Here is a 1,377-nt window from a genome sequence, read left to right on the forward strand (position 1 = left end):
ACAATACTCCGTTAAATAATTAATCAAACCCTTGTAAAACAATGAATTATATTTGAATTATGTCATAAAATAATTGGTTAAGTCGCTGATTTTTAGTACTTTTATAGTATTCGACGCTATAGAAAATATGATAAAATCAAGCATACTTAACCAATATATGGATATCTGTAAGGATGTTCTTTCTGAAGTGGAAACAAAGTTAAACAAAAGTTTCAAGGATTTTATCGTTGAAACACTTTTATTGTATATGGTTATTCCCCAACGAATAAATTATCTTCAACTAGGACGATACAGTCACTCTTGTGAGCAACGATTTAGAATGAATTCAGCCAAGGAATTTGACTGGCTTTCATTCAACTTGTCTCTCTCAAAAAAGGTTCTGACCGGAACCAGGAAAGCCATAGCTATTGATCCAAGCTATATTTCCAAATCCGGTAAACAGACTCCATGGATTGGTTATTTCTGGTCTGGCTGTGCAGGTGCAGCAAAACGAGGACTAGAGATTTTAGGAATCGGCTTGATTGATGTTGACCACAAGGATTGCATATCCTTAGAAGCTGTTCAAACACCTGATTCTATAACTCTGGGTAATTATGACGGAAACCTTATAAGTTGGTATTTGGGTGTTCTTGAGGAAAAAGCAACTAAACTGCTGGAAGTCACAAAATACATTGTTGCAGACGCTTACTTTTCCAAGAAGAACTTCACTGATGGACTAGCCAAACTCGGATTCCATCTAATTTCCCGTTTTCGTGATGACGCTATTCTGTTTTATCCAACCACGCAACTACCTACAGGCAAAAGAGGACGACCAAAACTCTATGATAGCAAAATCGATTTTGCCAACTTAGATTTAAACAGGTTTGAGAAGATCAATTTACTACATATAGACAATGGCAATCTTTATACCACAATAGCATATTCCAAATCCTTGAAACAAATGGTAAAACTTGTAGTCTGGATTTCTGATAAGGGAAAAAAGCATAAACTTTATTTCTCTACCAATATCAACCTTTCCGGCAAAGATGTGATAGAAACATATCGCACTCGTTTCCAGATTGAGTTCAATTTTAGAGATGCCAAGCAGTTTACTGGATTGAACCAGTGTCAGGCAAGGAATCTATCAAAACTGAAATTTAATTTCAATGCTTCATTAACAGCTGTGAATGTGGCAAAGATCGTTGCTAAAGAAAAGGGTATAAACTTTTCGATGGTTTCACTTAAAACAATGATGCACAACGCATTCTTGCTTCAAAGATTTATTTGCGTGTCTGGTATTAGACCAAACAAGAGATTAAATGACAATCTATTCAAAGAACTCATTGAGTTTGCGGCTATTGCAGCATAGCTCGATACTATTTTATTAACTAACTATTG

Annotated in this window: 1 protein-coding gene; it reads left to right on the forward strand. The window is 35.4% G+C overall.

Annotation, left to right across the window (positions count from 1 at the left end):
• The first annotated feature begins 127 nt into the window (after nucleotides 1-127).
• The gene (locus BUC21_RS16185) at nucleotides 128-1,348 is read left to right on the forward strand and encodes a transposase (RefSeq protein WP_073404355.1); all 1,221 of its coding nucleotides are present in this window, start codon (nucleotides 128-130) and stop codon (nucleotides 1,346-1,348) included.
• Nucleotides 1,349-1,377 lie beyond the last annotated feature (29 nt).

Origin of the sequence: Bacteroides luti, from assembly GCF_900128905.1 — a bacterium.
GTDB lineage: Bacteria > Bacteroidota > Bacteroidia > Bacteroidales > Bacteroidaceae > Bacteroides > Bacteroides luti.

Coding starts and splice junctions, on each gene's coding strand:
- BUC21_RS16185 (WP_073404355.1), top strand. CDS start 128: ATGATAAAATCAAGCATACTTAACCAATATATGGATATCTGTAAGGAT.